This window comes from Amycolatopsis regifaucium, assembly GCF_001613935.1.
Taxonomy (GTDB): Bacteria; Actinomycetota; Actinomycetes; order Mycobacteriales; family Pseudonocardiaceae; genus Amycolatopsis; species Amycolatopsis regifaucium.
On the sequence record NZ_LQCI01000034.1, the window covers coordinates 1,163,753 to 1,179,980 of the forward strand.

Genomic DNA, 16,228 nt, shown 5'->3' on the forward strand with positions numbered 1-16,228 from the left:
ATGGGTGGCCCGATCAGCGCCCTGCCGGAGTATCCCCACGAAGCCGACGCGAAAATTCGTGAATTCGCCACCCTTCCCTTTATCGGTCGTCCGGACATTCTGCATCTCCTGGATGACATCCGGGATCGGCTTTTGGGTAATCCCACTCGGATTCAAGAGATGGCGCTCCAGTTCGCGAACAACAAGACGATTCAGGACGCTCGGGGTGACTTCGAAAGTGCTGCCCAGTCATTGGCGGGTACTTGGTCAGGGCGGGCCGCGGACCAGTTCTCGGCTTATGCGTCCAGAGTGACCGGTGTGCTGGAGAAGGAACAGGAGGCCATCGGCGCGTTGTCCGGTCTGCTGGTGGATGTCGCCCAGGTCATCGTCGATACTTACGCGAAGGCGATCGAATTTCTCGGTGTCTGTGCCGGACGGCTTGCGACGATCGACATCAAGATGCTGCTGGCGGCTGCTGCCTCGGTCGTTCCGGGGCTCAACGCCATCGCGTGGAGTGACGTGATCGACACTATCGTCGAGGCGTTCGGCACGTTGGTCGAAAACTTTCTTGGTTTGCTTGGGGCCGCAGTCGAGCAAAAGGGCAGATTTTTCGGGGCAGCCGTCGGATTTCAACAGATCGCAACGAATTTCTTCGAGATACCGGGGATTTCTCCGAAGTCGGGGATAGATGATCAGAGGCAGTGGAAAATTGAGCCCGATGCTGTTCCTGAGTGAGGGCAGGTGGCGGGGGGCCGCTCGCAAAGCCGGCATCCTCGCTGCGATACTGTTCATCGGGGGTTGTGGGATCGGGAAGCCGAAGCCGCTCCTGAGTGGGCCACCGACAGTCGCGCAAGTCAGGCCTGCGATTCCGATCACTCCCGTTGAAAGACCCCTGGAAAGTGCTCGGTTTTCCCGCTTCCCGTGTGGAATATTGGATACTGAGCAGGTTGCCGCGCTTATTGTCGACCCGCCGGAGAAAGTGGCAAGAGGCGGGGGCAGGGAGGGTATGCTCGGATGTGCGTGGAGTGCTCCGAGTAAGCCGACTCTTGGGATATATCAAGCCGTGGCCAAGCCGAACAACCTGGCCGAACTGTTTGAGTCCACGAACGACGACCCCCAGCGATATTCGGGATGGCGCGAGTTGTCCATCGACGGAATACCTGTGGTCGAGTATGTGCCGCAGTACCTTCCGGGGGCTTGTGACCAATATCTGGGGATCACCGATACGGAAATGCTGCTCGTCGAGTACGTGGTAAACGGCCCGAATGGTTCTCAGTATTGGGGAAATGATTCGTGTGCCGGGGCGCGTAAGGCTGCGGAATTCGTGATCGCCAACCTGCGTAGAGCGTGAGCGACTGATCATCTCTCATTCGGCGAGTTGCTTCCGCAGTTCCCGTTTGAGCACCTTCCCGGCGGCCGAGACCGGGATCTGGTCGACGAAGTGGATCGCGCGCAGCCGTTTGTACGGCAGGACACGTTCGCCGACCGCCGCCATGAGCTGCTCGGCGGTGACGTTTTCGTCCGAGCGGACCACGAAGGCGACCGGCAGTTCGCCGACCTCGGTGTCCGGTTTGCCGACGACGGCGGCCGCCGAGACGCCGGGCAGGGTGATCAGCAGCTCTTCGAGCTCGCGCGGGAAGACGTTGTACCCCTTGTACAGCAGCATGTCCTTCTTGCGATCCACTATGGACAAATAGCCGTCCTCGTCGAGGATGCCGATGTCGCCGGTGTGCAGCCAGCTGTCGACGAGCGCGGCAGCGGTCTCCTCCGGGCGATTGCGATAGCCGGTCATCACCTGGGGCCCGCGGACGCACACCTCGCCGCGTTCGCCGGCGGGCAAGGGGTCTTCACCGCCTTCGGCGGGGACGATCTTGATTTCGGTGTCCGGCAACGGCAGTCCGACCGAGCCGACCTTCCGCTTGGCAGAGCGGTAGGACGGCGCGATGACAGCGCCCATGGTGACCTCGGTGAGGCCGTAGCCCTCGGTGATGATCACGCCGGGGAACCGGTTCTGCAGGGCGCGGATCATCCCGTGGTTCATCGGCGCCGCCCCGGAGCCGATGGTCAGCACCGACGACAGGTCGGCCGTGTGGAAGGCCGGGCAGGCGAGCAGCGCCGCGAACAGCGCGGGCGCGCCGCCGATGGTGGTGACCCGCAGCATCTCGGCGTCGGCCACGTACGCGGCCGGGTCGAACCGGTCATGCAGGACGACGGTGCCGCCGTCGAGCAGCGGGACGTTGAGCGCGGCGATGGTGCCCATCGCGTGGAACCACGGCGTCAGATTGAGCGCGATCCCGGTGCCGATCCGGGACGGCCACTCGTCCGGTTCGCCGAGCTGGTCGACGGTCACCTCGCCGGTGTCGTCGAGCGCGGGGACCGCGCCCAGCCGCCAGCAGGAACTCTGCAGGCTGTTGACCACCACGTTCCGGTGCGGCAGACAGACACCTTTCGAACGCCCGGTCGTGCCGCCGGTGTACGCCAGATGAGCGAGATCGCGATAGATGTCGATCTCCACGTCCGGTCGCTCGTCGGAGTGATCGGCGGAGAACTTCGTGAACTCGACCTCGTCGTCGCCGACTGCTTCGGGCGGGTGAACGACGATGCTCAGCCGTACCGACGTCCGGTCTCGGATCGAAGCGAGCACTCGCGCCACAGGGCCGACGGTGACGGCGGCGACCGCGCCGGCGTCGGCGAGCTGGGCGGCGAGATCGTCCGGCGGGAGCAGGGGGTTCGCCGGGCTGAAGGTGGCGCCCGCGAGCAGCGTGCCGTAGTAGGCGACCGGGTACGCCAGGCAGTTCGGCAGGTGGAGCGCGACGACGTCGCCCCGGCCGATGCCCTCGGCGCGCAGCGCGTTCGCGAACCGGCAGGCCGCGCTGTACGTCTCGGCGAAGGTGAGGCTCCGGTCTCCGTGGGCGAAGGCCGTGCGGGAGCCCCAGCGAGCAGCGGCGCCGGCCAGAATCGAACCGACCGGGACCTCGGGATAGTCGAGCGACCTGGGAAGCTGAGTGAGCTGCATCACCCGAACGTACGGACTTTGCGGTCAAAGACACAAGCACGCGTGATGTCGCACAATGTGAACGAGCGCTAACATCGGTCGAACTTCCATTCGCGTTATGAAGAGGTGACGAAGGTGTCTGACGGCCCGGGTCTGTACCAGCTTGCCGAGGAGCACGAAGAGCTGCGGGCCGCGGTCCGTGCCCTGGCCGAGAAGGAGATCGAGCCGTACGCGGCCGAGGTCGACGAGAACGAGCGGTACCCGATCGAGGCGTACAACGCGCTGGTCAAGTCGGGTTTCAACGCCGTCCACATCGGTGAGGCCTACGACGGCCAGGGTGCGGACGCCATCGGCGCCTGCATCGTGATCGAAGAGGTCGCGCGCGTCGACGCCTCCGCGTCGCTGATCCCGGCGGTCAACAAGCTGGGTACGCAGCCGATCATTCTTTCGGCGTCGGAAGACCTCAAGAAGCTGGTGCTGCCGTCGATCGCCTCCGGTGAGACCTCGGCGTCGTACGCGCTTTCGGAGCGCGAAGCCGGCTCGGACACCGCGTCGATGCGCACCCGCGCGAAGCTCGACGGTGACCACTGGGTCCTCAACGGCACCAAGTGCTGGATCACCAACGCGGGTGAATCGTCCTGGTACACCGTGATGGCGGTGACCGACCCCAACGCCGAGAAGAAGGCCAACGGCATCTCCGCGTTCGTCGTGCACAAGGACGACCCCGGCTTCACCGTCGGTTCGAAGGAGCGGAAGCTCGGCATCAAGGGCTCGCCGACCCGCGAGATCCACTTCGAGAACTGCACCATCCCCGCCGACCGCATCATCGGCGAGCCCGGCACCGGCCTGAAGACGGCGCTGCGCACCCTCGACCACACCCGCCCGACCATCGGCGCGCAGGCACTGGGCATCGCACAGGGCGCGCTCGACGCGTCGATCGCGTACGTCAAGGAGCGCAAGCAGTTCGGGAAGTCGATCTCGGAGTTCCAGGGCGTCCAGTTCATGCTGGCCGACATGGGCATCAAGATCGAGGCCGCCCGAAACCTCGTCTACGCCTCCGCCGCGGCGACCGAACGCGGCGACAAGCGCGGTGGCTACATGGCCGCGGCCGCGAAGGCATACGCGTCGGACATCGCGATGTCGGTGACGACGGATGCCGTGCAGCTCTTCGGTGGCGCGGGTTACACGCGCGACTTCCCGGTGGAGCGCATGATGCGCGACGCGAAGATCACCCAGATCTACGAAGGCACCAACCAGATCCAGCGCATGGTCATGGCGCGCGCCCTGCTCAAGGGCTAAGCCCCCAAGTACGTGAAGGTCCCCTTCATTGCGCTAGACGCAGTGAAGGGGGCCTTCACGTACTTCCGGCGGCGAAGACTTCGCATTTAGAGGACTAAATGCGGTGCTTGCGTGTGCAACTACCGCAACTAGAAAACGAAATGCGGGTGTGAGATCGGGCGTCGGTGAGATGGTTCACGGAGGGGCGGCGCTCAAGCACGGACCCTGTCACTCTCGAAGGATGTTCTGGTCCGCTCCGGTGTCGTGGACACCGCATGACGAGGACGAGCTGATCGCCGGCTGGCGGTTGTGGCTCGAACTCGGGGATCGTGCGTGGCCGTCGGCCGCGTGGGACGGTACGGCGGCCGACGTGGTGAGGCCGTTGCGTGAGCTGGTCGCGGCCTGCGACGAGATCGAGACGGGCTACCGCAAGGCAGTGGCCGAGCCGTCCGAGGAGTTCATCCGCATCATCCAGTTCCTCGTGTTCACCGTCAGCACGGTGATCGAGTTGTGGGCCGACGACGAGGTCCCGCTCGACGCCGAGCGGATCGCGTTGCTGCACGCGGATCTGGCCGGTTTCGCCGAGCATGCCGAACGAGTGCTCGAGGTGCTGGCCGTCAGCGGGGGCTGGACGGGTCTGGCCGCGGAGCACCGGCGGCCGGATCGCTGAGCGATTCCGGCTTCTCGACCCACGCGAAACGCGAACCCGCCAGGTACTCGGTCAGCGGGTGAGCCAGCGAGAGCAGGGTTACCGGGGTGCCGTACGGGGCTTCGCCGGACGCGATCGCATAGCCGGTTTCGACCACGGAGTCTTCCTTCTCGTCGGACTCGACGTGGTGGCGTATGACGCCGTCGTCGTTCGACCAAGTGCCGCCGAGGGTGCGATGAAACTTCAGGGCCAGTACGCCCGGGGTTGGCGTCGCCCAGGTGAAGCGGGACACCGCGAACTCGGTGCTCCAGCTCGCCCAGTAGAGCCATCCGGAGCCGTCGCGGCGGAACGCCAGGTCGACGATTCTGCCCACCGGACGGGCATAACGTGCGCCACCTTCCGCGGCGGACATGCCGCCGTCCGAGTGCGCTTCCTGTCGGATACCTGTCGATCACGCTCCGGAGGTGTCGTCGGAGGTGCCCGGGGCCCTACCGTGATCCGAGTAAGTTGAATATTCACCGATCAGAAAGCTGATACCCGATGTTCGCTCGTTTCAAGGATGTCGCCCTCCTGCTGGGCCGGATCGGGGTCGGTGTGGTGTTCCTCGCCCACGGCCTGCAGAAGTGGGATAACGGGATCGACGGCACCGCGAAGTTCTTCGAGCAGACAGGCATCCCGCTGCCGACGCTCGCGGCGATCTTCGCGATCGCGGTGGAGATCGTCGGAGCGATCTTGTTCATCGTCGGTTTCCTGACGCCGCTGGTGGGCCTCGGCTTCGTCGTGGTCTCCGTCGGTGCTCTGCTCTCGGTGCACCTCGACAACGGCCTGACCGGTCAGGGCGGTTACGAGCTGGTCCTCGTCCTTGCGGTCGCCGGGCTCGCGCTCGGTTTCAACGCTGGAAAGCTCTCGCTCGACCATGTGCTCTTCGGGCGCAAACGGGAGGCGAAGCAGCTTCAGGACGCCTGACCCAAGTGAGATGAAGGGGCCTTTCATTGCAAATTTGCAATGAAAGGCCCCTTCATCTCACTTCAGGAGGGGAGATCCGCGGTCGTCCGCTCAGCTTCGCGCCGGGAAGGGAGTTTGGTTGGATCGGCGTTGCTGACCTGGACCAGATGCGCGCCGGCCGCGAGCGGCGTCAGGAATCCGGCGAGGATCCCTTCCGTGCCAGCCCATTCCACAGTGGACAGAACCCGGTCGTCCGCGGCCAAACTCGCCGAAGAGGCACGGGAACGAGCCTCGGCGAGTACTTCGTCCACAGTGGACGAGCCGAGGGCGGGAGTGTCGCCGGGCACGGGGAACAGCGGGCTGAACTGGTCGCCCGAAAGCCTGGCCTCGGTCAGGTAGTCCAGCGCCCCGTCCGGCACGGAACCGGCGGTCAGGCCCAGGCCCATCGGGTGCAGCGAGACGACAGCGGTCGCGGACGCGCCGGAAACGCCGTCCGGCGCGATGAACGCCACCCGGGCGCCCGCGGTGTCCGTCACCACCCTCGCGCCGCACCACCAGGCGCCCAGCAGGACGCCGGCGGTCTGCCAATGCGACGGCAGCACCACGGCGACCTCGTCACCCGGCTCGACGTCGAACTCGTCGACCAGCCAGTTCGCCGTTTTGGCCGCCCAGTTCACCGTGGTCGCCACGGACAGCTCGACCCGGCTGCCCTGCTTGTCGTCGTAGTGGGTGATCAGCGGCTTCGCGGGCGACCCGAGCAGGGGCCGCAGCAAGAGATCGGTGAGGCTCACGCCCCCAACGCTAGTTCACGCAGGGAACGCTCGAAGCGGCGAGCAGGGGACCCGCCCCCGGCGCCCCGCCACCACCGCCCCGGCCCACCAGGCCGGAGACGAAGGTGCGCACGGCGGCGGGGTCGATTTCGACGATGCTCTGGCCGTCCTCGCTGCGGCCGTTGACGTTCACCACCGGAATGGTGGTGAACGTCAGGTCGCCCGACGCGATGCCCTTCGCCTGCTGAGCGAACTCCAGCAGGTCCAGTCCTTCGTCCAGGACGATCGACCGGTGCACGACGTCCATCAGGCCGCTCATCGTCGACGGGCTGGTCAGCGTGCCCGCCGAGAGCACCTGGTTGAGCGCCGAGGACAGGAAGGTCTGCTGACGCACGATGCGATCGAGGTCGCCGTGCGGCAGGTTCTTCCGCTGGCGCACGAAGGACAGCGCCTCGCCGCCGGAGACGACCTGTTCCCCGCGCCGGAAGTTCGCGCCGGAGTCCTTGTCCTCGGTGGCGTGGTTCAGGCATACCTTGACCCCGCCCAGCGCCTCGGTCAGCAGGTAGAACCCGAGCAGGTTGACCTCGGCGTAGTGGTCGATGCGGATCTGCGTCAGGTCCTGGACGGTCTGGACCAGTGCCTTGCGGCCTTCCTGGTCGGAATCGCGTTCGAGTTTCGCCTGATCGGACTCACCGCGGTGCCCGTTCGCGTAGTTGGCCTTCGCGACGCCGTACGCGGAATTGATCTTGTTCTTGCCGCGGCCGGGGATGTCGGTCCAGGTGTCTCGCGGAATCGAGACGCCGGACGGCTTCCCGCCCGTCTTCGGGATGCGCAGGATGATGATGGTGTCGGTGTTGACGCCGGGCTTTTCCTCGGTACGCAGTTGCTTGAGCATCTTCGCCGGCAGCGGGTTGCCTTGCGCGTCGGTGCGCGCGTCGCTGCCGACCAGCAGGATGTCGGTCGCGCCGTCGTCGGCGGGCGGCGCGGCGGGATCGTCCGCCTTGCTCAGGGCGTTCGTCGTGGGGACGTTGCTCTGCAACTGGTCTTTGGTGACGTACGCGTAGCCCGTCGTGCCGAGGGCGAGCAGCGACACGAGGCCGAGCGCGATCCGGCGAGTGAACCGGCCGGCGCGGCGCAGCGAGCGCTCGGGCACGGCGAGTACGCCCGAGACCGCTTCGTCCTCGGCCGGGGTGGAGGGCTGGGGGAGCGGGTCCCGGGGGTACGGCGTCGGGACGAACCGAGGCTCTTCGTCACTCTCGGTGTCCGAGGCGGTGGCCTCTTCCGGCTTCGGCTCGTCGGTGTCCGAAGTGTCCGGACGTTCGCCGCTGTCCTTGTCTTCGCTGTCCATCGCTGTTCACCACCCCTCGCGCTGCCCGTCGGTCCGATCGTAGGAGAAGGCTAGGTCACCGGGAGGTCGGCCACGCTGAGTACCCGGGCATTAATTGACGCAGGGCACATTGCCCGCGACGATCGGCGTCGTGGTCGGCGCCGGAGCACTGGAGGGCGGCTGAGCCGGCTTCGAGGCGGCCGACGACTTGGGGGGTGCCGTGGTCGCGCCGGCGGGCGCTCCCTTGAAGTCCTTGCCGAGCAGGACCCGCACCTTGCCGGGGGCGACGTCGCGATCCGCTTCGGCCAGCAGCGTGGTGCCGAAGACCTGCTTGATCAGGTCGAGCGCCTTCTCGTCGCCTGGCGCGTACCGGATGACGGTGGAGTTGCGCGTGCTGAGCTTGGTGTCGGCGGCGAGTTTGAACCCCTTGCCTTGCAAGAGGTTCCGGGTGTCGGAGGCCAGCGAGGGCGAACCCGACCCGTCGAACAGTTCGACGGTCACCGCTTCCGCGCCCGGCAGGGTGGCCGGGGCCTCGGTGGACGGCGGCTGCCCGTCGGAGGTCAGCCGGTTGATCTCGGCCTGCACCTGCGCCGGGTCCACGCGGAGCACGGCGGCGCCGCCGATGATCGCGTCACCCTGGGTCGGGATCGTGTGGAATTCGACGTTGCCGCTGCTCAGGCCGCGCATCTGCGCGGCGAACTCCGGCAGGTCCCAGCCGGCCGACAGCACGACCGATTTCTTCACCGCTTCGATCAGGTTCGAGATCTTCGCCGGGTTGGTCAGGACGTCGGACGAGAGGACCTTGTTCGCCAGCCCGGACAGGAAGGCCTGCTGGCGCGCGATCCGGTCGAGGTCGCCATTCTGCAGGTCGTACCGCTGGCGGACGAACGCGAGCGCCTGGACGCCCTCGACGGTCTGCCGTCCGGCGGGCAGGTCGACCCCGGACTTCCGCTCCTTGACCGGACCGTTGAGGCAGACCTCGACGCCGCCGATCGCCTTGGTGATCTCGTAGAAGCTCGCCAGGTTCACCTCGGCGTACCGGTCGATCATCTTCGGCTTGCCGATGAACTTTTCCAGCGTCGCGATCAGGTTCTTGCGTCCGGCGTCCTTGGCCTTGGCGTCGACGTCCTTGAGGTCGGAGTTGCCCTGCTGCTGCAGCGTCTTCGACGTGTCGTTGTAGGCGTACACGTACGCGCTGTTGAGCTTGTGCTTGCCGAAGCCGCCGGTGATCTCGACCCACGAGTCGCGGGGGAAGGAGATCGCGATCGCCTTCTCGCCGTTCTGGGGGATGTGCACCAGGATCATCGTGTCGGTCTGGCGCTCGCCGTCGGAGTTGCCGGCGTGGAGCATGTCGAGGACCTCGCGCGGCAGCGGGTTGCCCTGCGCGTCGGTGCGGCTGTCCTGGCCGACGAGCAGGATGTCGATCGCGCCGTCCAGCGGTTTCGCCGGCGGGTGGCCGTTGTCCTCGAAGAGGTTCGTCGTGGCGAATCCCTGCGCCTGGTCGCCGATGAGTTGCCACCCCCACCAGGTGAGCGCCAGGATGGTGATCGAGATCAGGCTGAGGACGACCTTCACCCCGCGACGGGCGAACACCACGAAGCCGCCACGGCGCGCCGGATTGGGTGGCCCGGGCCACTCGGTCACGTGCGGTCCTCCACGAATCTCCCCAGGGCACACGTGTGCCTCGGACATAACTCTACTGACCCACGTGTTAGACGTCCGTAGGCTGGTGAAAGGTTGCCCCGGCCGTGACACACTCGACCGGTCGGGAAGTCGTGGAGAGAGGGTCGCGGGATGCGGGTGCTGGTCACTGGGGGTGCCGGGTTCATCGGTTCGCATTACGTCCGGCAGGTGCTGACGGGGGCGTACCCGAGCTTGGCCGACGCCGAGGTCGTCGTGCTCGACAAGCTGACCTACGCGGGTAACGAAGCGAATCTGGAGCCGGTGAGCAAGAACCCGCGCTACCGGTTCGAAAAGGGCGACATCTGCGACGCCGCCCTGGTCAGCGAGCTGATGCGGGGTGTCGACCTGGTCGTGCACTTCGCCGCCGAGTCCCATGTGGACCGTTCGATCGCGGGGGCGGCCGACTTCGTGCTGACCAACGTCCTGGGCACGCAGACCCTGTTGCAGGGCGCGCTCGAAGCCGAGGTCGGGAAGTTCGTGCACGTGTCCACCGACGAGGTCTACGGCTCCATCGAACAGGGTTCCTGGAGCGAAGACCACGCGCTGGAGCCGAATTCGCCGTACTCGGCTTCGAAGGCGTCCTCGGATCTGTTGGCACGGTCCTTCTTCCGTACGCATGGACTGCCGGTCTGTGTCACGCGGTGCTCGAACAACTACGGTCCGTACCAATTCCCGGAGAAGGTCATCCCGCTCTTCGTGACCAACCTGCTCGACGGCCGGAAGGTCCCGCTGTACGGCGACGGGCTCAACGTGCGTGACTGGCTGCACGTGGACGATCACTGTCGCGGTATCCAGTACGTGGCCGACGGCGGCAGGCCGGGCGAGGTCTACAACATCGGCGGTGGCACGGAACTGACCAACCGCGAGCTGACCGAGCGGCTGCTGGCCGCCGTCAGCGCGGACTGGGAGATGGTCGAGCCGGTCGAGGACCGCAAGGGGCACGACCGCCGGTACTCGGTCGACATCACCAAGATCTCGCAGGAGCTCGGTTACGCCCCTCGAAAGTCCTTTGAGGACGGACTGGCCGAAACCGTCGCCTGGTACGCCGAAAACCGGTCGTGGTGGGAGCCGCTCAAGAATCGTTCGGCACAGGGGAAATGACGGTGCTGAGCCTGCTCGTGCCGGGTGGTTCCGGTCAGCTCGGTCAGGACATCGCCGCCTTGGTGCCAGATGCCGTGACGCCCTCGTCGGCGGAGCTGAACGTGCGCGACACCGGCCAGGTCATCGCCGCGGTGACGGCGCTGGCGGCCCGGGCCCGCGCGGCCGGGACCTCGCCGGTGGTGATCAACGCGGCGGCCTACACCGCGGTGGACGCGGCGGAAGCCGATGAGGAACGCGCGTTCGCGGTGAACGCCGACGGTCCGAGGGTGCTCGCCGCCGCGTGCTCGTCGCGCGGAGTGCCGCTCATCCACGTCTCGACGGACTACGTCTTCGCGGGAGACGCGACTTCGCCGTACGAGCCCGGTGATCGGCTGGGGCCGCTCAACGCCTACGGCCGCACGAAAGCCGCGGGCGAGGACGCCGTCCTCGGCTCCGGTGCGCGCTCCTGGATCGTCCGTACCTCCTGGGTGTACGGCAAGACCGGTTCGAACTTCGTGAAGACCATGGCGCGCCTGGAAAAGGAGCGTGAAGAACTGTCCGTTGTGGACGACCAGACCGGTTCGCCGACGTGGTCCCGCGATCTCGCCGCCGGGCTGCTGGAGCTGGCAGGGCGGGTGGCGGCCGGGGAAGGGCCGGCGCAGCGGGTACTGCATTGCACCGGTGGCGGGTCGACGACGTGGTGTGGGTTCGCGCGGGCGATCTTCGCGGAACTCGGCGCCGACCCGGCGCGGGTGAAGCCTTGTACGACGGCGGAATTCCCGCGTCCGGCGACTCGGCCGGCGTACGGGGTGCTGTCGAACGCTTCATGGCGAGAGGCCGGTCTCACGCCGCTTCGGGACTGGACCGAGGCACTCAAGGCCTACTTCGCGTCTTGATCTCCGTGCGTTTCGTCCTCTGAATGCGGTAGTTGCACACGCAAGTACCGCATTCAGAGGACGAAACGCGAGGCGTCAGTGTTCGGTGCTGGCCTTGCGGTAGGCGGCGACGGTGAGTTCGGCGCACGCGCGCCAGGTGAAGTTCGCGACGTGGGCGCGGCGTGCGGCCGAGGTGGCGACGGCGTGCGGGTCGCTGACGGCGATCCGCAACGCCTCCACGAGCGCGTCCACGTCCTCGTACGGGACCAGGCTCGCGCAGTTCCCGGCGACTTCGCGCAGTGCCGGGATGTCCGTGCACACCACGGGAACGTCCGAGGCCATCGCCTCCAGCACCGGGAGCCCGAAACCCTCGTCGCGCGAGGGCAGCACCAGCGCGCTGGCCCCGGCGACGACCGTCCGCAGGTTCACGTCCGAGAGATAGCCGAGATGCCGCGAACGTGAGCCCACCGAGAACGAACCCGGTCCGGCGAACACGAGATCCGGCAGATCCGGCGCCGCCTCGTGGGCCCGCTGGAGCCAGCGCAGACCCTTACGCGGCCCGGGTGCGCCGGCGAAGAGCAGGTACTTGTCCGGGAGTCCGAGTTCCTTGCGGCGTTCCTTGTCCGGCGGCCGCGCGGTGAACCAGGCCGGATTCACCCCGAGCGGGGTGACCACGATCTTGCGGCGGTCCACGTCGAGCCGTTCGGCGATCTGGTCGGCGACGGCGTTGGTCGGCGTGCAGATGACGTCGGAGAGCCGGGCGCCCCGGCGGACCAGTCGCGGCAGCTCGTGATCGCTCGGCGCGAGTTCCTCGGGAGCGTCCAGAAAGGCCAGATCGTGAATGGTCACCACACCGGCCGCGCGGAACCGGCCGGGCAGGACGAAGTTCGTGCCGTGCACGACGTCCGTCGGTCCGGCGAACAGTTCCACCGGCGGCAGTTGCGAACGCAGCCACGCCTTGCGCAGCAACCGCGCCGCCACCGGCATTCCGCGGGCCCGGACGCCGTGCGGGAGGACGTGCCGCAGCCGTCGCCAGCCGCGCAAGGTGAACGCGACCGCGCGAGTGTCCACTTCGGACATCGAGGCGAGTTCTTCGGACAGGGCGACCGTGTACCGGCCGATACCCGTCCTGGCACCGAGAAGCGGGGTCCCGTCGAGCAGGACGCGCAAGGGGCGATCACCCACGGCCGAGCCTTTGCTTGGCGACCTTGACCACCCGGCCGCCGACGCGCCGCGCGAGTTCCTTCGGGCCGCCGTCGGCGAGATATTCGCGGATCAGGTCGACGTCGCGACGCAGCATTTCCTTGCCCCGCACCGGTTCGGTGACCACGAGGTCTTCCGAGCCGGGTAGCCGGTCGGCCGCTGGGCGCGGGTTCCGGCAGAACTCCACGAGCGGTTTCAGCGCCTCCGGCCAGGCATAACGCCGGGCGACGGCGGCCATCCGCTCGACGCAGCCCGCCGCGAACTCCTCGTCGTACAACGCCTTTTCCAGCGCGTCGGCCAGCGCGTCCACGTTCTCGGCCGGGACGACGACGCCGAGCCGTTCCTCACGGACCAGGTCGGCGAACGAGTCGCCGTCGGTGGTGACGATCGGCAGACCAGCCCACAGATAGTCCAGCACCCTGGTACGGAACGCGAACGTCGTCTCGACGTGTTCGTAGTGCGTGGTGACGCCGCAGTCGGCGTCCAGCAGCCAGTTCTGGCGCTCCTCGAACGGCACCCAGTGCTGGTTGAAGAACACGTGTTTGCCGGTGAGCCCGAGCGTGTCGGACAGCAGCATCGTGCGCGCGCCGATGTCCATTTCGGCGACCTCGGGGTTGGGATGCTTCATCCCGAGGAACACCAGCCGGACGTCGCCGCGGCGCTGCCGCAGTTTCTCGATCGCGCGGACCAGCGTGAGCGGGTCGAACCAGCTGTAGACCCCGCCCGCCCACAGTACGACGTGGTCGGTCTCGCCGATGCCGTCCAAAGTGGACCGCAGGCCGGGTCCGGTGCGCACCGGCGCCTGCGGTGACAAGCCGAATGGGACGACCGAGAGCAGCGACTGCGTGGTCGGGTCCGCGTCGTAGAGGCGCGGCGAAAGCCTGCCCAGCGCGGCGAGGTGCCCGAGCCAGAAATGACGCTGCCGCTCCGAGGCGCACAGGAAGAAGTCGCCGCGTTCCAGTTGCGCGTCGAGGACCTTGGTGACCCCGATGAGGTCCTTCGCACGCTTGTCGTCGGCGACACCCTTGCCCTGTTCCAGCAGTTCCAGGTGCATCGGGTCGTAGAGATCCGCGACGACGATCTTGTGCGCGTACTGCTTCTTGAGCGCGGGCGCGAGTTCCAGCACGTGACCTTGCAGGACGATGATGTCGGCCCACGCGATCGGGGCCTCCAGCTCGCGCCGCGTCGCCGCGCTGACCTGGAACGGCGCGGGCGGCGGGTCGGCGAGCGGGTTGACCGTCACCAGATGGACGTCGTGTTCGGCGGCCAGTGTCGCGGAGATGTTCCACGCGCGGATCGCCGGGCCCGCCATCCGCTCGGTGATCGCGTCCCCGGTGATCACCAGGATCTTGCGGCGCTGTCCGAAGAGCGCGTCGATGCCGAAGGTCTCGACCAGGATTTCGTGCGCGGCGAGGTAACGAGGCAGCGGGTACGCGGGCTCCAAAGCCTTGCGCAGCAAGGGAAGCAGATCGGCGTCGGTGCAGACGCGGGCGGCCTGCTCGGCGGCGCGCGACTCGGCGAGCGACGGCAGTAGTTCGACGAACTGATCGATCGCCAGCACCCCGGCCAGCGTCGTCCGCGGTACCTCCACCGGACCGGTCTCGGCCGGGCCGACGCCCTTGGCGAGGTCGAACCGGGTCGCGTCGAGGTCACCGCGCGCGGTCGCCCGGCGGACGGCCAACGCCAGCGCGGCGGGCAGGGCACGCGAGAGTGTTTCGTCGGAGAGGTTCTTGTACAGCGCCGCCAACGCGTTGCGCTCCAGCAGGAACGTCTCCCGCCCGGAGTCCGGCGCGTCCACTGTGGACATCGTGGCATGGTGCTTGTGGTAGGTCAGCGACTCCGGCACGTACCGGACGCGCCAGCCGCGCAGGTTGAGACGCCAGCCGAGGTCGACGTCCTCGTAGAACATGAAGAACCGCTCGTCGAAACCGCCGAGTCCGGCGAACACCCCGGCGCGGACGAACATCGCCGAACCGGTGGCGAACAGGACGTCCTTGGCGATCTCGTGGTCGGCGGCAGGGACATCGGCCAGCGGGCTTCCGGCGTGCCGTTTGTAGCCCATGCCGAACCAGGTCAGGCCCGCGTCGACGAAGTCGGTGCCGGTGCCGTCCCAGTCGAGGACCTTGCTGGCCACCGCGGCGACCGTCGGTTGCGCGCGTAGTTCGGCGACGGCCGCGCGCACCCAGCCCGGAGCCGGGCGGGCGTCGTTGTTGAGGAAGGCGAGGACGGTGCCGGTAGCGTGCGCCGCACCGAGGTTGCAGCCGCCCGCGAAGCCGGAGTTCACCGGGGACTCGACGAGCTTGACGCCCGGGGCCGCCGCCTTGATTTCGGCCACGTCGGAGCCGCCGGAAGCGTTGTCGACGCAGATGACCTCGAGGTTCGGGTAATCGTGTTCAGCGAGCGCGCGCAGGCAGGCGACGGTGTCGGCGGCTCCGCGATAGTTCACCACGATCACCGAGACGACCGGTTGCGTTTCCCCCTGCGCCAAAGCCGTACTCCCTGCTCTCGATTGCGGCAAGCTTAAATGCCCGCCCACGCCTCCCAAACCGCGCCTCGACCGAGTGCGGCGCGGCGGCCGATGGCCCGCCGCTCGACCAGCGTGCGCGGCAGCCGGACCACCACGGCGGCCAGCACCCGGCACCGGAGGCTCAGACGGAAGTTCGGCGCCGCCGGTTTCCCTCGAAGGGGTAGTACGAGCGTGAGCGCGGCGAACTTCACCAGCTGGCGGACCGCCATCTCGCTCGGCGCGCACCGGACGAGGGTGAGCAGGCGATTGCGTTCGTTCCACAGGTGGAACCGGACCGAACCCGGCCGCGTACTGGCACCATGCCGGTGGGTGACGTCGGCGGCGGCGCGGACGACGTCCCAGCCCGCCAGCCGCAGCCGCCACGCGGTATCGGTGTCCTCGTAGTAGCAGAAGTAGGAGGCAGGGATGCCGCCGACGGAGCGCAGCGCCTCGGCGTTCAGCAGGGCGGCGCCCCCGCAGAAGCCGAAGATCTCGCCGTCGGCGTTGGGCAGGTCGGCGCCGTGGCCGTCGGCGGTCAGACGGACACCGGTGGACTGGACGGTTCCGTCGGCCAGCGTCAGCCGGGCGCTCACGGCTGCGGCGAGCGGAGCCTCGGCGAGGGTGTCTTCGCAGGTCGCCAGCCACTCCGGAGCGGGCACGGCGTCGTCGTTCAGCCAGGCCATCAGCGGAGTGTCCACTTTGGCCAGCGCCGCGGCCATGGCGCCCGCGTAACCGGTGTTGCGCCGCAGGCGGAGCACCTCGGGCTTCGACGGGTGGGCGGCGAGGAGCGCGGCCGTCCCGTCGTCCGAGGCGTTGTCGACGACCAAGGTCCGATGCGGACGGGACTGCGCGGCGAGCGCGTCGAGGCAGGCGGTGACGTGCGCGGCGCCGCGCCAGGTGACCACGACGACGGTGGTGCTCGGTTCGGCGTCGGTCAT

General features: G+C 67.7%; 15 protein-coding genes. 7 read left to right on the forward strand and 8 right to left on the reverse strand.

Going from position 1 to position 16,228, the window contains the following annotated elements; translation table 11 throughout:
* A complete protein-coding gene (locus tag AVL48_RS29540) occupies nt 1–714 on the forward strand; it encodes a WXG100 family type VII secretion target (protein WP_061990329.1) in 714 nt (237 codons plus the stop codon).
* Nucleotides 698–1,330, forward strand: coding sequence for a DUF3558 domain-containing protein (locus AVL48_RS38675; protein WP_074038101.1), 633 nt, complete (start codon nt 698–700; stop codon nt 1,328–1,330). The genes AVL48_RS29540 and AVL48_RS38675 overlap by 17 nt, the downstream gene beginning before the upstream one ends.
* Nucleotides 1,331–1,345: 15 nt before the next feature.
* On the opposite strand, the gene AVL48_RS29545 is transcribed toward AVL48_RS38675, so the two are convergent.
* Nucleotides 1,346–2,995 carry a class I adenylate-forming enzyme family protein gene (locus AVL48_RS29545; RefSeq protein WP_061990325.1) on the reverse strand — a complete coding sequence of 550 codons (1,650 nt, stop codon included), beginning with the start codon at nt 2,993–2,995 and terminating at the stop codon, nt 1,346–1,348.
* 105 nt (nt 2,996–3,100) lie between these two features.
* On the opposite strand from AVL48_RS29545, the gene AVL48_RS29550 reads away from it, so the two are divergent.
* Complete coding sequence (locus AVL48_RS29550; RefSeq protein ID WP_007031887.1) at nt 3,101–4,273, forward strand: acyl-CoA dehydrogenase family protein; 1,173 nt, start codon at nt 3,101–3,103, stop codon at nt 4,271–4,273.
* 220 nt (nt 4,274–4,493) lie between these two features.
* A complete protein-coding gene (locus AVL48_RS29555; protein WP_061990323.1) occupies nt 4,494–4,922 on the forward strand; it encodes a hypothetical protein in 429 nt (142 codons plus the stop codon).
* On the opposite strand, the gene AVL48_RS29560 is transcribed toward AVL48_RS29555, so the two are convergent.
* Entirely contained in the window at nt 4,870–5,274 is a 405-nt protein-coding gene (locus tag AVL48_RS29560) for a hypothetical protein (protein ID WP_244162323.1), read from the reverse strand. The two genes, AVL48_RS29555 and AVL48_RS29560, sit on opposite strands and share 53 nt — an antisense overlap.
* Before the next feature lie 167 nt (nt 5,275–5,441).
* On the opposite strand from AVL48_RS29560, the gene AVL48_RS29565 reads away from it, so the two are divergent.
* Nucleotides 5,442–5,867: a DoxX family protein gene (locus AVL48_RS29565; protein ID WP_037316109.1), complete on the forward strand. Its 426-nt coding sequence runs from the start codon at nt 5,442–5,444 to the stop codon at nt 5,865–5,867.
* Nucleotides 5,868–5,929: 62 nt separating this feature from the next.
* Here the strand turns inward: AVL48_RS29565 and AVL48_RS29570 are convergent, their stop codons facing one another.
* From AVL48_RS29570 to AVL48_RS29580, 3 genes are all read right to left on the reverse strand, one after another.
* The gene (locus tag AVL48_RS29570) at nt 5,930–6,637 is read right to left on the reverse strand and encodes a TIGR03089 family protein (protein ID WP_061990366.1); all 708 of its coding nucleotides are present in this window, start codon (nt 6,635–6,637) and stop codon (nt 5,930–5,932) included.
* Between the two features lie 10 nt (nt 6,638–6,647).
* Entirely contained in the window at nt 6,648–7,964 is a 1,317-nt protein-coding gene (locus AVL48_RS29575; RefSeq protein WP_061990368.1) for an LCP family protein, read from the reverse strand.
* Nucleotides 7,965–8,054: 90 nt separating this feature from the next.
* Nucleotides 8,055–9,587, reverse strand: coding sequence for an LCP family protein (locus tag AVL48_RS29580; RefSeq protein WP_061990370.1), 1,533 nt, complete (start codon nt 9,585–9,587; stop codon nt 8,055–8,057).
* Between the two features lie 150 nt (nt 9,588–9,737).
* Here AVL48_RS29580 and rfbB point away from each other — a divergent pair, with 150 nt between their 5' ends.
* Together rfbB and rfbD are read left to right on the forward strand one after the other, a co-directional pair.
* Nucleotides 9,738–10,727 (forward strand): dTDP-glucose 4,6-dehydratase, encoded by a 990-nt coding sequence (gene rfbB / locus AVL48_RS29585; protein WP_061990373.1) that lies wholly within the window; start codon nt 9,738–9,740, stop codon nt 10,725–10,727.
* On the forward strand, nt 10,724–11,602 hold the full coding sequence (gene rfbD / locus AVL48_RS29590; protein WP_061990375.1) for a dTDP-4-dehydrorhamnose reductase: 879 nt from the start codon (nt 10,724–10,726) through the stop codon (nt 11,600–11,602). The genes rfbB and rfbD overlap by 4 nt, the downstream gene beginning before the upstream one ends.
* A gap of 75 nt (nt 11,603–11,677) precedes the next feature.
* Here the strand turns inward: rfbD and AVL48_RS29595 are convergent, their stop codons facing one another.
* From AVL48_RS29595 to AVL48_RS29605, 3 genes are read right to left on the reverse strand one after another with little or no spacing between them, the layout of a single operon-like run.
* A complete protein-coding gene (locus AVL48_RS29595) occupies nt 11,678–12,766 on the reverse strand; it encodes a glycosyltransferase family 4 protein (RefSeq protein WP_063054150.1) in 1,089 nt (362 codons plus the stop codon).
* Nucleotides 12,759–15,272, reverse strand: a complete 2,514-nt coding sequence (locus AVL48_RS29600; RefSeq protein ID WP_063054151.1) for a glycosyltransferase — start codon at nt 15,270–15,272, stop codon at nt 12,759–12,761. The genes AVL48_RS29595 and AVL48_RS29600 overlap by 8 nt, the downstream gene beginning before the upstream one ends.
* A 32-nt stretch (nt 15,273–15,304) precedes the next feature.
* Nucleotides 15,305–16,228: a glycosyltransferase family 2 protein gene (locus AVL48_RS29605; protein ID WP_061990420.1), complete on the reverse strand. Its 924-nt coding sequence runs from the start codon at nt 16,226–16,228 to the stop codon at nt 15,305–15,307.

Coding starts and splice junctions, on each gene's coding strand:
- rfbD (WP_061990375.1), top strand. CDS start 10,724: ATGACGGTGCTGAGCCTGCTCGTGCCGGGTGGTTCCGGTCAGCTCGGT.
- AVL48_RS29545 (WP_061990325.1), bottom strand. CDS start 2,995: ATGCAGCTCACTCAGCTTCCCAGGTCGCTCGACTATCCCGAGGTCCCG.
- AVL48_RS29605 (WP_061990420.1), bottom strand. CDS start 16,228: ATGACCGACGCCGAACCGAGCACCACCGTCGTCGTGGTCACCTGGCGC.
- AVL48_RS29565 (WP_037316109.1), top strand. CDS start 5,442: ATGTTCGCTCGTTTCAAGGATGTCGCCCTCCTGCTGGGCCGGATCGGG.
- AVL48_RS29555 (WP_061990323.1), top strand. CDS start 4,494: ATGTTCTGGTCCGCTCCGGTGTCGTGGACACCGCATGACGAGGACGAG.
- AVL48_RS38675 (WP_074038101.1), top strand. CDS start 698: ATGCTGTTCCTGAGTGAGGGCAGGTGGCGGGGGGCCGCTCGCAAAGCC.
- AVL48_RS29575 (WP_061990368.1), bottom strand. CDS start 7,964: ATGGACAGCGAAGACAAGGACAGCGGCGAACGTCCGGACACTTCGGAC.
- AVL48_RS29540 (WP_061990329.1), top strand. CDS start 1: ATGGGTGGCCCGATCAGCGCCCTGCCGGAGTATCCCCACGAAGCCGAC.
- rfbB (WP_061990373.1), top strand. CDS start 9,738: ATGCGGGTGCTGGTCACTGGGGGTGCCGGGTTCATCGGTTCGCATTAC.